Genomic DNA, 13,928 nt, shown 5'->3' on the forward strand with positions numbered 1-13,928 from the left:
GCGCCGATGGTAGTGTGGGGTCTCCCCATGTGAGAGTAGGGAACTGCCAGGCATCAAACAAGTGAAGAGGCCATCCGCAAGGATGGCCTTTTTGCGTTTATACGTCGAAAAAAAGTAGGCCTGGTAAGGCGAAGCCGTCACCTGGCAGATCTCAGACTGCACACCACTCCACAATAAACTCTGCAATCACATCCACGTTATTCAAATCCAGAACCGGTACGTCCAGCGACAACGCAACGTCACTGGCTACGGCAATAACATGCTCATCCAGCGTTAACGCACTTACGTTATGCCCCGCATCGCTTCTGAACAGCAGGATCTTCGCAACAGCCTCATGCTTGAACCCCTCAACCAGCACCAGATCCAGCGTGGAGTGATCCATCCGGCTGACAAGATAAGCGAGATCCAGCGGGGCTTCATCCGGGGTTTCTGTCATTAACGCCCAGCGCTGGTTACTCGCCACCATCGTTTGCGCAGCGCCAGCCTTACGCAGCTCATAGCTATCTTTCCCCGGCTTATCGACGTCCATGTTATGGTGCGTGTGCTTAATCAGTCCGGGACGAATGCCTTTAGCGCAAAGTGCAGGTATCAGTTTTTTTAGCAGCGTAGTTTTCCCGGTGCCGCTCCAGGCAGAGATCGCTAAAACGGGTATCATTTCTTCTCCTGCATCATCTGCAAATCTTCCGTCGTGTTTACATTCACAAACGCCGATTTCATGTCGCTAAAATCAACGGCGTGCCCCCCTGACTGGCGCATAAATACCATTACGCGTCGTTCTCCTGAAGCCAGATAAGCGTCCAGCGCGGGGATTAACGCGCGGTGAATCAATGCGATCGTTGGATGGTCGCGTTCACCGTCGTGCACCCAGACGACGGGAGCACCATCGCGCCGCTCCGCCAGACGTTCAGCCAGACAGGACGGGATGAAGGGCGTATCACATGAACAAAAGAGAAACCACTCTCCGTGTGACTGCTGCATAACGGAAAGCATTCCCGCCAGCGGGCCGGGGTAGTCCACCAGGTTATCTTGATAAACCGGATATCCACTGCGCTGATAAATATCGATATGCCGGTTAGCGCTGATCGCCATCGACGACACCTGATTTGCCAGCGTATTAGCAACATGCTGCCACAAGGGGGTATTGTTCAGGAGCTGAAGACCCTTATCTTTTCCGCCCATTCGCGTTGCCCGGCCCCCGGCCAGAACGACCCCGATGATTTGCTGGCATTGATTCACGAATATCGCCTCTTTTATTGTGGGATTGACCCTGCTAACGTGTCTCTCTAAATGAAAGGAGCACTACCATGAAATGTAAACGTCTTAATGAAGTCATTGAGCTTCTCCAGCCGGCCTGGCAAAAAGAGCCAGAGCTGAATCTGATGCAATTTTTACAGAAACTGGCGAAAGAGTCAGGTTTTGATGGTGAACTGGCAGACCTTTCTGACGACATCCTGATCTACCACCTCAAAATGCGTGACTCGGCTAAAGATGCTGTAATCCCTGGCATTCAGAAAGATTATGAAGAGGATTTTAAAACTGCATTACTGCGCGCCCGAGGCGTAATTAAAGAGTAAAAGCTTGTAAGCGGAGCCACCGAAATCGCCACAAGATGATATCCTGAATCATTCGTATAATTTCCGGATGATCGGATGAACGACCAGGCTTTTACTTTCCAGACTTTACACCCGGATACCATTGTGGATGCACTGTTCGAGCAGGGTATTCGGGTGGATTCCGGGTTAACCCCTTTAAACAGCTACGAAAACCGCGTCTATCAATTCCAGGACGAAGAGCGCCAGCGCTTTGTCGTAAAGTTCTACCGTCCGCAGCGCTGGTCCGCAGAACAAATTCAGGAAGAGCATCAGTTTGCCCACGATCTGCTGGCTGACGATGTTCCCGTCGCGGCACCGATCAAATTCAATAACCAAACGCTGCTGAGCCATCAGGGCTTTTACTACGCGATATTTCCGAGCCTGGGCGGAAGACAATTTGAGGCGGATAATATCGATCAGATGGAATGGGTCGCCCGCTATCTGGGGCGCATTCATCAGACGGGACGCAAAAAACCGTTTGTTGCCCGTCCGACGATTGGTGTTAAGGAATACCTTATTGAGCCGCGACAGGTATTCGAAACATCGGCGCTGATCCCGAAGGCGCTTAAGGATAAATTTCTTACGGCGACCGATAAGCTTATTGATGCGGTAAATACCTGCTGGCGGGATGATATTACCGCTCTTCGCCTGCACGGTGATTGCCACGCCGGGAATATTCTCTGGCGTGATGGCCCCCTGTTTGTCGATCTCGATGACGCACGTATGGGGCCTGCGGTTCAGGATTTGTGGATGCTGCTCAACGGTGATAAAGCCGAGCAGCGCATGCAGCTTGAGACCATAATTGAAGCTTATGAAGAATTTAGCCCCTTTAATTCAGATGAAATTGCCTTGATAGAGCCTTTACGTGCGATGCGATTTGTTTATTATCTCGCGTGGTTAATCAGGCGTTGGGAAGACCCGGCTTTTCCCCGAAATTTCCCCTGGCTTACCGGGGAGGATTACTGGCGCAGCCAGATATCCACATTTACCGAGCAGGTTAAGGTTCTTCAGGAACCCCCTTTGCAATTAACGCCGATGTATTAATTGGACACACTCAGGAGAGAGTTAATCATGAAAAAAATTTGGCTGGCGCTGGCTGGTATGATTCTGGCATTTAGCGCAACTGCTGCGCAGTTTACCGACGGCAAGCAGTACATTACGCTGGACAAGCCTGTTGCTGGCGAGCCTCAGGTGCTGGAGTTCTTCTCCTTCTACTGCCCGCACTGCTACGAGTTTGAGCAGGTGCTTCATGTTTCTGACAACGTGAAGAAAAAGCTGCCGGAAGGCACCAAAATGACGAAATACCACGTTGAGTTCCTTGGCCCATTGGGTAAAGACCTGACGCAGGCGTGGGCGGTGGCGATCGCGCTGGGTGTGGAAGATAAGATCACCGCGCCAATGTTTGAAGCGGTACAGAAAACCCAGACCGTACAGACCACGGCAGATATCCGTAAAGTGTTCGTGGATGCCGGCGTGAAAGGTGAAGACTACGATGCAGCCTGGAACAGCTTTGTGGTGAAATCTCTCGTGGCACAGCAGGAAAAAGCTGCCGCTGACTTCCAGTTGCAGGGCGTGCCGGCGATGTATGTTAACGGCAAATACCAGGTGAATATGCGTGGTATGGACACGACCAGCATGGATATCTTCGTACAACAATACGCTGATACCGTGAAACACCTGGTTGAGAAGAAGTAACAAACATAAAGCAAAACGCCGGTCATTGACCGGCGTTTTTGTATGAAGATTTCATCTTCGCTATCTGTTCGTCTTTATCTTTCCAGAGTGTATTAAGCCAAAGCTGGAAACGACGTTTGAAGTTCTTATCGTTTACGTAATCACCGTGCAGCGCCGCATCTACGGGCACCAGATCAACGCGGACTACGATACGTGTCAGCCTGCCGCTGAGCATATCGTAGAACGGCGTCCTGTCGTTTTCCGGATAGCAGAGTGTTACGTTCAGCAACTTATCAAACTGCTCACCCAGCACGTTGAGCGCCATCGCGATACCCGCGGCCTTTGGCGGCAATAGATTCTGATAGGGAGAGCGCGTCTGCTGTCGCTTCTCTTCGGTAAAGCGTGACCCTTCGACGAAGTTAACGATGGTGGTGGGATGCGCGCGAAACTTCTCGCAAGAACGGCGTGTGGTTTCCACATCCTTACCGCGGCGTTCCGGATGACGAATTAAATAGCTGCGTGAATAGCGTTTCATAAACGGCATATCCAGCGCCCAGCAGGCCAAACCAATGAAGGGCACCCAGGCCAGCTGCTGCTTCAGGAAGTACTTATTCATCGGAATGTGTTTGCGAAACAGCACACACAATACAACGATATCGGCCCAGCTGTGGTGATTGCAGATCAGCAGATACCAGTGCTTTTTGTTCAGCTTCTCCAGGCCCTGAACATCCCACTTCAGCCAGGGGTTCAGATACAACAGGATCGCCAGCCCTTCACACCAGCAGTACATCATAAAATTACAAAAAGCAGACACTGCGCGCCATACCGGAGGGACGGGCAGCAGGAGCTTAATGATTCCGGCAACGATGATTGGCACAGAACAGGCGATGGTAACCAGAATAGTTAAAATGACGCTTAGCAATAATGTTATCGCAGCGAGTAGTCTCGACATAATGAATATTTTCAGATAGTTAGCTGTAATTGAGCAGCCGGCTATCCGGTGCTGGGCGCCGATCTTATCAGAAATACGCCCAGACCAGGGCGCTTTCACACGAAGAGGCTGTTGCTTTTCCTGCTATGCAGCAAAATTCTCTATATAGACACGTTGCTTAAGGCTTATATCCACATAGACTAAATAACCACCAGTGGGAAGGGATCTTAAGCGATCTCAATTCAACCAATTGTTTTTATTAAATAAATAAGTTTACCTCATCAGTTTTATTGAACTGTTATTCACCTGTATTAAAAATATGCACAAACTTATCCACAGTTTGATTTTGCGAGCGATCTTCACGATCGCAAAATCTTTTTGTGTATAAAGCGCTAAAACCTGATGTTTTCATCCTTCTGTGGCATCCTTTACCCATAAATTCATAACAGGCACGGACATTATGGTTCAGATCCCAGAAAACCCACTTATACTCGTCGATGGCTCTTCTTACCTGTATCGGGCGTATCATGCGTTTCCTCCTCTGACCAACAGCGCAGGGGAACCTACCGGCGCAATGTACGGCGTGCTGAATATGCTGCGCAGCCTCATTCTGCAATATCACCCAACGCATGCGGCCGTGGTGTTTGATGCGAAGGGTAAAACCTTCCGCGATGAATTATTTGAGCATTACAAATCTCACCGTCCTCCCATGCCTGACGATCTGCGTGCGCAGATTGAACCGCTGCACGCTATGGTGAAAGCGATGGGGCTGCCATTACTGGCGGTCTCAGGTGTTGAAGCTGATGACGTAATAGGTACTCTGGCGCGCGAAGCGGAAAAAGCCGGCCGCCCGGTCCTGATCAGCACCGGTGATAAAGATATGGCGCAGTTGGTAACGCCGGGGATCACGCTGATCAACACTATGACCAATACCATTCTTGGCCCGGAAGAAGTTGTCGCCAAATATGGCGTGCCGCCAGAACTCATTATTGATTTCCTCGCCCTGATGGGGGATTCCTCAGATAACATTCCTGGCGTGCCGGGCGTGGGAGAAAAAACGGCTCAGGCACTGCTGCAAGGGCTGGGTGGGCTGGATACGCTGTACGCAGAGTCCGACAAAATTGCCGGGCTTACCTTCCGTGGCGCAAAAACCATGGCCGGAAAGCTCGCCGATAACAAAGAGGTGGCTTATCTCTCTTATCAGCTGGCCACCATCAAAACCGACGTAGAGCTGGAGCTTACCTGCGAGCAGCTTGAAGTGCAGGAACCCGCGACAGACGAACTGCTTGGCCTGTTCAGGAAATACGAATTTAAACGCTGGACCACGGATGTCGAAGCCGGGAAATGGCTTCAGGCGAAAGGGGCAAAACCTGCGGCGAAGCCGAAAGAGACCCTCGTCGTTGATGCTGAAGAGCAGGAAGAAGAAGAGGCGGCAGCGCTCTCCTTCGACAACTATGAAACCCTCCTTGAGGAATCACAGCTCGTCGCCTGGATTGAAAAGCTGAAAAAAGCACCCGTGTTTGCTTTCGATACCGAAACGGACAGCCTCGATAATATTTCTGCCAATATGGTGGGCCTGTCCTTCGCAACGGAGCCGGGTATTGCAGCCTATGTTCCGGTAGCGCATGACTATCTGGATGCGCCGGAGCAAATCTCCCGCGAGCGTGCCTTAGAACTGCTGAAGCCGATTCTGGAAGACGAGAACGCGCTGAAGGTGGGGCAAAACCTGAAGTACGACCGCGGTATTCTGCAAAACTACGGCATTGAGCTGCGTGGTATCGCTTTTGACACCATGCTGGAATCCTACATTCTGGACAGCGTGGCGGGCCGCCACGATATGGACTCCTTATCTGACCGTTGGCTGAAGCACAAAACCATCACTTTTGAAGAAATTGCCGGTAAGGGTAAAAATCAGCTGACCTTTAACCAGATTGCGCTGGAAGAAGCTGGCCGCTACGCTGCGGAAGACGCTGATGTCACGCTACAGCTGCACCTTAAAATGTGGCCAAAATTGCAGAAGCACGAAGGGCCGCTGAATGTGTTCCAGAACATTGAGATGCCGCTGGTGCCGGTGCTGTCCCGCATTGAGCGTAACGGCGTTAAAATCGACCCAACCGTGTTGCATAACCACTCTGGCGAGCTGGCGCAGCGACTGACCGAGCTGGAACAGAAAGCGCATGAGCTGGCGGGCGAGGCGTTCAACCTGTCGTCCCCGAAACAGCTGCAAACCATCCTGTTTGAAAAACAGGGTATCAAGCCGCTGAAGAAAACCCCGGGTGGCGCACCTTCAACCTCTGAAGAGGTGCTGGAAGAGCTGGCGCTGGACTATCCGCTGCCAAAAGTTATTCTGCAATACCGTGGTCTGGCGAAGCTGAAATCGACCTATACCGACAAACTGCCGCTGATGATCAACCCGAAAACGGGCCGCGTACACACCTCTTATCATCAGGCCGTGGCGGCGACCGGGCGCCTTTCATCAACCGATCCTAACCTCCAGAACATTCCGGTGCGTAATGAAGAGGGCCGCCGTATTCGCCAGGCATTCATTGCGCCAGAGGATTATCTGATTGTTTCCGCAGACTACTCGCAAATCGAACTGCGCATTATGGCGCACCTGTCGCGTGACAAAGGCCTGCTGACGGCGTTTGCCGAAGGGAAAGACATCCACCGGGCAACCGCTGCCGAAGTGTTTGGGCTGCCGCTGGAGAGCGTGACGAACGAACAGCGTCGTAGCGCAAAAGCGATCAACTTTGGTCTGATTTACGGTATGAGCGCCTTTGGCCTGTCACGTCAGCTCAACATTCCGCGTAAAGAGTCGCAGAAGTATATGGATCTCTACTTCGAGCGGTATCCGGGCGTGCTGGAATATATGGAGCGCACCCGCGCGCAGGCGAAAGAGAAAGGCTACGTTGAAACGCTGGACGGTCGTCGTCTCTACCTTCCGGACATCAAATCCAGCAACGCCGCGCGCCGCGCGGGTGCTGAACGTGCTGCGATCAACGCCCCGATGCAGGGCACGGCCGCAGACATCATTAAACGTGCGATGATCGCCGTTGATGCCTGGCTGGAAAAAGAGAAACCGCGCGTAAAAATGATCATGCAGGTACACGATGAACTGGTATTTGAAGTTCATAAAGACGACCTGGATACGGTCTCACAGAAAATCCATGAACTGATGGAAAACAGCATGAAGCTGGACGTTCCGTTGCTGGTGGAAGTAGGCAGCGGCGAAAACTGGGATCAGGCTCACTAAAGGTTCACGGAACAACGCGCGTTTTATGTAAGTAAGCAACATAAGAACGCGCATTTTGTGACGATCATTAGAATTCCCTATGTAAAGAATGAAAAAAAACTACAAAAAGTGCTTTTTCCAGCGATAAAAAAAGAGTAGAGTTAGCGATGTAGGGTACAGAGGTAAGATGTTCTATCTTTCAGACCTTTTACTTCACGTAATCGGATTTGGCTGAATATTTTAGCCGCCCCAGTCAGTAATGACTGGGGCGTTTTTTATTGCGGCAAGGAAAGTTTCGGGCGAAAAAAAACGCGGTCATCGCCGCGCCTGTTGTTACTCTGCTTCCGCTTCTGTCGCCGGTTCCAGGTCGTTAAACCAGCTGTCGAGCTTCTGCCGCAGTTTGTCCACGCCCTGCTTTTTCAGCGAGGAGAAAGGTTCAACCTGCACATCACCGTTGAATGCCAGCACCGCCTCACGAACCTTGTTCACCTGCGCCTTGCGCGCGCCGCTCGCCAGCTTATCCGCTTTTGTCAGCAGCACCAGCACCGCAATATCGCTTGCCACCGCCCAGTCAATCATCTGCTGGTCGAGATCTTTTAGCGGGTGTCGAATATCCATCAGCACCACCAGACCTTTCAGACACATGCGTTTTTCCAGGTATTCACCCAGCGCACGCTGCCATTTGATCTTCATCTCTTCCGGTACCTGCGCGTAACCGTAGCCCGGTAAGTCGACCAGGCGTTTGCCTTCAGCCACTTCAAACAGGTTAATCAGCTGAGTACGGCCAGGTGTTTTTGAGGTACGCGCCAGGTTTTTCTGATTGGTCAGCGTATTCAGGGCGCTGGATTTTCCCGCATTGGAGCGGCCAGCAAATGCCACTTCAATCCCTGTGTCTGAGGGCAGGTGGCGAATATCGGGCGCACTGGTGACAAAATGCGTCTGTTGGTAGTTCCAGGTAGTCACGTGGTCGTCTCCAAAAATCGTAATCTGCGGGGGATTATACCTGAATGCGGGCAAAAGGCTTTTCCCATCGTCAATGAGCTGTAAGTAAAGACCCTGCGGCGTGTGAGAGATCTGCCTTTATGCGTATGAGAAATTTCAGAGAAATCGCAGGTGCTAAAAGAATCAAAATATTAAAATTCAAAGAGTTAATAATGAGTAATTATCTGAAAATCCGGTTTAGTACCTTTTCGTTGCTTGTTAGTTTAAGAGAACAAGGTAAAGTGTGCGTCAAGGCGAGGATGCCAGCAGGATAACGACTTAAGGATAAGGGTCAGGAGCGCCAGGAGGCGAAGACTCAGGATTGTCAGGACGACCGGCGCCTGGAGGCGTTTTTAACAGGAAACGGAACCGTATCACGGACGGTAGTAGCTAAGGGATAAACAGGGTTTGTTGTAGGCAAACACGGAATGTCTGACCCGTTAAGGGTTGTGAGTCAGGAAAAAAGGCGACAGATTGCTCTGTCGCCTTTTTTCTTTTCTTGCTTTCTGCTAGATTTCGCCGCAATTCTATACTGAAGAAAACGACTTAAAGATAAAACATCATGAAAAAACCGACCTCCGCTGCGGGCGCGAAACGCCCTGCAAAAGCACGACGCAAAACGCGCGAAGAACTGAATCAGGAAGCGCGCGATCGCAAACGCGATAAAAAACACCGTGGCCATGCTTCGGGTAGCCGTGCTAACGGTGGCGGTGCCGCAGGCGCTTCTGCAAAAGGCAAACAGCAGAAAGATCCTCGTATCGGCAGTAAAACTCCCATTCCACTGGGCGTGACAGACACGCCGGTCACTAAGCAGCACAAACCAAAGAGCGAGAAACCTATGCTTTCACCGCAGGCTGAGCTGGATATGCTGGAGAACGATGAGCGCCTGGACGCGCTGCTGGAACGTCTTGAAGAGGGTGAAACCCTGACCGCCGAAGAGCAGTCCTGGGTGGACGCCAAACTGGACCGCATTGATGAGCTGATGCAAAAGCTGGGTCTGTCCTACGATGATGAAGAAGACGAAGAGGAAGACGAAAAGCAGGAAGATATGATGCGTCTGCTTAAAGGTGGAAACTAACATTTGCACCCGGCAGGTACACTCGTCCTGCTTATAACCCTTCCGGTTATATGTTATCTGGTGTGGTTATTCGTTAAACTACGGCGGTTGTCGCGGCGACAGAAGTGGCTGCGCACCCGAATGATGGCCCGCAACGGGACCAGAACGGGCCGCCGTATACGAACGCGACACCAACGGAAGGAGTGAGCATGTCTGTACCATCTATCGACTGGGATTTGGCCCTGATCCAGAAATATAACTATTCCGGGCCGCGTTATACTTCATACCCCACCGCGCTGGAGTTCTCTGACGCTTTCGGCGAGGCGGATTTTCAGCAGGCTGTCGCGCGCTACCCCGAGCGCCCGCTGTCGCTCTACGTCCATATTCCGTTCTGCCACAAGCTCTGCTACTTCTGCGGCTGCAATAAAATCGTTACCCGCCAGCAGCACAAAGCTGACCAATACCTCGATGCGCTAGAGCAGGAAATCCTGCACCGCGCACCGCTGTTTTCCGGGCGCCACGTCAGCCAGCTTCACTGGGGCGGCGGTACGCCAACCTACCTGAATAAAGCGCAAATTAGCCGCTTGATGACGCTGCTGCGCAAGAACTTCAGCTTCATCAACGACGCTGAAATCTCGATCGAGGTCGATCCGCGTGAAATCGAGCTGGATGTGCTCGATCATTTACGCGCCGAGGGCTTCAACCGCCTGAGCATGGGCGTGCAGGACTTCAACAAAGAAGTACAGCGCCTGGTCAACCGCGAGCAGGACGAAGCGTTTATCTTTGCCTTACTCAACCATGCGCGTGAAATCGGCTTTACCTCAACGAACATCGACCTGATATACGGCCTGCCGAAGCAGACGCCGGAAAGCTTTGCCTTCACGCTTAAACGCGTGGCTGAGCTCAACCCGGACCGCCTGAGCGTCTTTAACTATGCGCACCTGCCGACGCTGTTCGCCGCTCAGCGCAAAATCAAAGATGCGGATCTGCCTTCCGCCCAGCAGAAGCTGGACATTTTGCAGGAGACCATCGCCTCGCTGACCGAAACCGGCTATCAGTTTATCGGTATGGATCACTTTGCCCGTCCGGACGACGAGCTGGCGATTGCCCAGCGCGAAGGTGTTCTCCACCGTAACTTCCAGGGATACACCACTCAGGGCGATACCGATCTGCTTGGAATGGGCGTCTCCGCCATTAGCATGATTGGCGACTGCTACGCCCAGAACCAGAAAGAGCTGAAGCTGTACTATCAGCAGGTAGACGAAACCGGCAACGCGCTGTGGCGCGGCATCGCGTTAACGCGCGACGACTGCATCCGTCGTGATGTGATTAAGGCGCTGATCTGCAACTTCCGCCTCGATTTCAGCGAGGTGGCGTCGCAATGGGATTTGCACTTCAGCGATTACTTTGCCGAAGACCTGAAGCTTCTGGCGCCGCTGGCGAAAGACGGGCTGGTGGATGTGTCGGAGAGCGCGATTGAGGTCACGCCGAAAGGGCGTCTGTTGATTCGTAATATCTGCATGTGCTTCGACGCCTATCTGCGCCAGAAAGCGCGTATGCAGCAGTTCTCGCGGGTGATTTGAGCTGCAATGCCGGGTGGCGCTTCGCTTACCCGGCCTACATCTCGCACTTATGTAGGCCGGGTAAGGCAAAGCCGCCACCCGGCTTTTCCTCAGCAGCTCGCTAGCTAAACAGCCCAACCAGCGCCGCACACAGCACCGCCGCAACGGCAGTTTGTGGCGTGTGGCTTTCCGCTGCTCCGCTCGAAAGCAAAGTCACTAATGATTCCAGCATGATGCTCCCCCCAATTTTCGGGCACGATCATACAAAACTCATCGGAACAGTAAAGCGCAAAATAACGGCAATTTGCGCTCAATTAATCATCTTTACACTGCGGTAGAGATCACTCCATTCCCAGCTCTTTCAGCTTGCGCGTCAGGGTGTTTCGACCCCATCCCAGCAGGCGAGCCGCTTCCTGTTTGTGGCCCTGAGTATGACGAAGCGCGGTAGTCAACAGCGTGCGCTCCATCTCAGGCTGCGCTTCGGAAAGCAGATTTTGATGACCGGAACGCAGCGCGCGATCGGCCCACTGCGCCAGCAGCGTCGCCCAGCTGTCCGGCAGCGCATGTCCAGTGCTGCTTTCGGGCACGGTGGCTTCAAACAGTTCGGCAGGGAGATCCTGAATCAACACCTCCTGTCCGGCGGCCATCACGGTCAGCCAGCGGCAGGTGTTTTCCAGCTGACGCACGTTGCCCGGCCATGCCAGACGGGTAAGAGCGGCATCCGTTTCGGGGTGAAGCTGCTTGGCTTCCACGCCCAGCTCGCGGGCCGCCACTTGCAGGAAATGACGCGCCAGGCGCGGGATATCTTCCCGACGCTCGCGCAGCGGCGGCAGGTGCACGCGGATCACGTTCAGGCGATGGAATAAATCCTCACGGAACTTGCCCTCCTGCACGCGCAGCTCCAGGTTCTGGTGCGTCGCGGCGATAATACGCACGTCCACCTTCACCGGCGCGTAGCCGCCCACGCGGTAAAACTGGCCATCTGCCAGTACGCGCAGCAGACGGGTCTGTACATCCAGCGGCATATCGCCGATTTCATCCAGGAAAAGCGTTCCACCGTCAGCCTGTTCAAAGCGTCCCTGACGAATGGTGTTCGCGCCGGTAAACGCCCCTTTTTCGTGGCCAAACAGTTCAGATTCAATCAAATCCTTGGGGATCGCTGCCATGTTGAGGGCGATAAAGGGTGCTTTCGCCCGCGGGCTGTGGCGATGCAGGGCATGCGCGACCAGCTCTTTACCGGTGCCCGATTCACCGTTAATCAATACGCTGATGGACGACCGGGACAAACGCCCGATGATGCGAAACACGTCCTGCATGGCCGGCGCTTCACCGATGATGTCCGTCGTAGGCCCGAAATCCGGCGCGTGGCGGGGCTGCTGTTGCTCCTGATAGTGGCTGATGGCGCGTTCGACCAGAGCAACGGCTTCGTCGATATCAAACGGTTTTGGCAGGTAATCAAACGCCCCCTGCTGGTATGCGCTGACGGCGGCATCCAGGTCGGAGTGGGCGGTCATTATGATGACCGGAAGCATAGGGTGGCGCTGTTTGATCTGCTTTAAGAGCGCCAGTCCGTCCATTCCCGGCATGCGAATATCCGAGAGCAGCACGTCCGGCGTTTTGGTGGTAAGCGCATCGAGCACCTCGCTGCCGCTCTCAAACGTCGTGCAGCTTAATCCCGCTCCCGTGAGCGCGCGTTCAAGCACCCAACGGATGGAGCTATCGTCATCGACTACCCAGACTATCCCTCGTTGCATAAACGTCACCTTTATTTTTTAATCGGCAGGAAAACCGAAAACTCGGTATGTCCCGGCCAACTGGTAAATTCAATTTTGCCGGAGTGTTGGTCAATCAAATTACGGGCTATGGATAACCCCAGTCCGGTGCCGCCTTCGCGACCGCTGACCATCGGGTAGAACAGGGTGTCCTGAAGATGCGGCGGGATCCCCGGCCCGTTATCTTCCACGTCAATACGTGCCGCCAGACGATAACGCACGCCGTGCAGCGTCAGCTGGAACGCGGTGCGGGTACGCAGAATAATTTCGCCACCCTCCGGGCCCAGCGCCTGTAACGCGTTACGCACAATGTTCAACAGCACCTGTTCAATCTGGTCCGGATCGTGTGCCAGCTCCGGCAGGCTTGGGTCGTAATCACGCACCAGCGTGACGTTATCCGGCAGCTCCATAGAGACGAGTTTCACCACTCGCTCCGCAACTTTGTGAATGCTTTCTGAAACGTGCATCCCCGGCTGCTGTGGCCCGAGCAGACGATCGACCAGATTACGCAGACGGTCCGCCTGCTCAATAATGACGTTGGTATACTCCGCCAGGGCAGGGTCTGGCAGCGCTTTGGTCAGGAGCTGTGCCGCACCGCGTAAGCCGCCCAGCGGGTTTTTTATCTCATGAGCCAGCCCGCGCACCAGGTCGCGCGCCGCAATCTGCTGCGCATGCTGAAGCTGTTCCTGGCTGAGACGACGCTGGTTATCCATCGGCGCCATTTCCAGCAGAATCATGCCATCCGGCAGGCGTTGGGCGGTGAGGGACAAAATATGCGAGCGTCCGTCAATCACCAGCGTCACTTCGTTATCGGTGAAGCCCTGGCCCGCCTGCAAACTCTCCTGCATCAGGCCAATATTCAGCGAGAAATAGCTCAGCAGTTCCGGCAATGGCGTGCCAAACAGCTTACGGGCGCTTTGGGCGAGCAACTGCTGCGCCGCCGGGTTGGCGTAATGCACCGCCAGCTCGTCGTCGACCAGCAAAATACTGTTAATCAAAGAATTGAGGATCTGCCCAGCATCGGGCAGCGTGCCAGTTGCCATTCAGCAGTCTCCTGGAGTAGTTGCACTATTTTAGTGCAGTATAGCGTTTTAAAGGTAAAAAGCGCGTGAGATCAGGTTGTTGGT

The 13,928-nt window shown here is 53.4% G+C and carries 13 protein-coding genes and 1 pseudogene; 7 read left to right on the forward strand and 7 right to left on the reverse strand.

The window, feature by feature from the left end; all coding sequences use genetic code 11:
* Positions 1-151 precede the first annotated feature (151 nt).
* Positions 152-655, reverse strand: a complete 504-nt coding sequence (mobB, locus tag INF58_RS16930) for a molybdopterin-guanine dinucleotide biosynthesis protein MobB (protein ID WP_193528151.1) — start codon at positions 653-655, stop codon at positions 152-154.
* Positions 652-1,236, reverse strand: a complete 585-nt coding sequence (gene mobA, locus INF58_RS16935) for a molybdenum cofactor guanylyltransferase MobA (protein WP_193528152.1) — start codon at positions 1,234-1,236, stop codon at positions 652-654. Before mobA ends, mobB begins: the two co-directional genes overlap by 4 nt.
* A 68-nt stretch (positions 1,237-1,304) precedes the next feature.
* On the opposite strand from mobA, the gene INF58_RS16940 reads away from it, so the two are divergent.
* The 3 genes from INF58_RS16940 (at position 1,305) to dsbA (ending at position 3,287) form a co-directional block, all read left to right on the forward strand.
* Positions 1,305-1,574, forward strand: coding sequence for a YihD family protein (locus tag INF58_RS16940; RefSeq protein ID WP_003861904.1), 270 nt, complete (start codon positions 1,305-1,307; stop codon positions 1,572-1,574).
* Between the two features lie 75 nt (positions 1,575-1,649).
* Positions 1,650-2,636, forward strand: a complete 987-nt coding sequence (locus INF58_RS16945; RefSeq protein ID WP_193528153.1) for a serine/threonine protein kinase — start codon at positions 1,650-1,652, stop codon at positions 2,634-2,636.
* Positions 2,637-2,663: 27 nt separating this feature from the next.
* A complete protein-coding gene (gene dsbA, locus INF58_RS16950; protein WP_063449666.1) occupies positions 2,664-3,287 on the forward strand; it encodes a thiol:disulfide interchange protein DsbA in 624 nt (207 codons plus the stop codon).
* Between the two features lie 22 nt (positions 3,288-3,309).
* Here dsbA and INF58_RS16955 read toward each other — a convergent pair whose 3' ends face one another.
* On the reverse strand, positions 3,310-4,218 hold the full coding sequence (locus INF58_RS16955; protein ID WP_193528154.1) for an acyltransferase: 909 nt from the start codon (positions 4,216-4,218) through the stop codon (positions 3,310-3,312).
* A gap of 439 nt (positions 4,219-4,657) precedes the next feature.
* Between INF58_RS16955 and polA the strand changes: the two genes are divergently transcribed.
* Positions 4,658-7,450, forward strand: coding sequence for a DNA polymerase I (gene polA / locus INF58_RS16960; protein WP_193528155.1), 2,793 nt, complete (start codon positions 4,658-4,660; stop codon positions 7,448-7,450).
* A 312-nt stretch (positions 7,451-7,762) separates the two neighbouring features.
* On the opposite strand, the gene yihA is transcribed toward polA, so the two are convergent.
* Entirely contained in the window at positions 7,763-8,392 is a 630-nt protein-coding gene (gene yihA / locus INF58_RS16965) for a ribosome biogenesis GTP-binding protein YihA/YsxC (RefSeq protein ID WP_003861913.1), read from the reverse strand.
* Between the two features lie 299 nt (positions 8,393-8,691).
* Here yihA and INF58_RS21110 point away from each other — a divergent pair.
* From INF58_RS21110 to hemN, 3 genes and pseudogenes are all read left to right on the forward strand, one after another.
* Positions 8,692-8,778: pseudogene (locus tag INF58_RS21110) on the forward strand (hypothetical protein); the annotation flags it as partial.
* Positions 8,779-8,972: 194 nt separating this feature from the next.
* Positions 8,973-9,488 carry a Der GTPase-activating protein YihI gene (gene yihI / locus INF58_RS16970; protein WP_006808729.1) on the forward strand — a complete coding sequence of 172 codons (516 nt, stop codon included), beginning with the start codon at positions 8,973-8,975 and terminating at the stop codon, positions 9,486-9,488.
* Positions 9,489-9,676: 188 nt separating this feature from the next.
* A complete protein-coding gene (gene hemN / locus INF58_RS16975; RefSeq protein WP_193528156.1) occupies positions 9,677-11,050 on the forward strand; it encodes an oxygen-independent coproporphyrinogen III oxidase in 1,374 nt (457 codons plus the stop codon).
* Positions 11,051-11,150: 100 nt separating this feature from the next.
* Here the strand turns inward: hemN and INF58_RS16980 are convergent, their stop codons facing one another.
* From INF58_RS16980 to glnL, 3 genes are all read right to left on the reverse strand, one after another.
* Complete coding sequence (locus tag INF58_RS16980; protein WP_017382667.1) at positions 11,151-11,261, reverse strand: YshB family small membrane protein; 111 nt, start codon at positions 11,259-11,261, stop codon at positions 11,151-11,153.
* A gap of 109 nt (positions 11,262-11,370) precedes the next feature.
* Positions 11,371-12,783: a nitrogen regulation protein NR(I) gene (gene glnG / locus INF58_RS16985; RefSeq protein WP_063449670.1), complete on the reverse strand. Its 1,413-nt coding sequence runs from the start codon at positions 12,781-12,783 to the stop codon at positions 11,371-11,373.
* Between the two features lie 11 nt (positions 12,784-12,794).
* A complete protein-coding gene (gene glnL / locus INF58_RS16990; RefSeq protein ID WP_003861923.1) occupies positions 12,795-13,844 on the reverse strand; it encodes a nitrogen regulation protein NR(II) in 1,050 nt (349 codons plus the stop codon).
* Positions 13,845-13,928: the final 84 nt, after the last annotated feature.

It is taken from the genome of Enterobacter cloacae complex sp. P24RS, from assembly GCF_014982165.1.
Lineage (GTDB): Bacteria > Pseudomonadota > Gammaproteobacteria > Enterobacterales > Enterobacteriaceae > Enterobacter > Enterobacter quasihormaechei.